General features: G+C 70.4%; 1 protein-coding gene. It reads left to right on the forward strand.

Going from position 1 to position 534, the window contains the following annotated elements; genetic code table 11:
- The coding region (locus tag CIB93_RS37055; RefSeq protein WP_143660155.1) for an HAD-IC family P-type ATPase at positions 1-534 on the forward strand (534 nt) is incomplete at both ends.

Below are 534 nucleotides of genomic sequence, written 5' to 3' on the forward strand. Positions count from 1 at the left end.
GTCACCGGTGCGACGCTGAACGCGGGCGGGCGGCTCGTCGTCGAGGCCACCCGCGTCGGAGCCGACACCCAGCTCGCCCGAATGGCGAAACTGGTGGAGGACGCCCAGAACGGCAAAGCGGCCGCCCAACGCCTCGCCGACCGCATCTCCGCCGTCTTCGTCCCCATCGTCATCGCCCTCGCCCTGGGCACCCTCGGCTTCTGGCTCGGCAACGACGCAGGACTCACCGCCGCCTTCACCGCGGCCGTCGCCGTCCTCATCATCGCCTGCCCCTGCGCCCTCGGCCTCGCCACCCCCACCGCCCTCATGGTCGGCACCGGCCGCGGCGCCCAACTCGGCATCCTCATCAAAGGCCCCGAAGTCCTCGAAACCACCCGCCGCGCCGACACCATCGTCCTCGACAAAACCGGCACCGTCACCACCGGCCGCATGACCCTCCACACCACCCACACCACCAAAACCACCACCGAACACGAAGCCCTCCGACTCGCCGGAGCACTGGAGAACGCCTCCGAACACCCCATCGCCCAAGCC

The organism is Streptomyces sp. WZ.A104 (assembly GCF_002382885.1).
GTDB lineage: Bacteria > Actinomycetota > Actinomycetes > Streptomycetales > Streptomycetaceae > Streptomyces.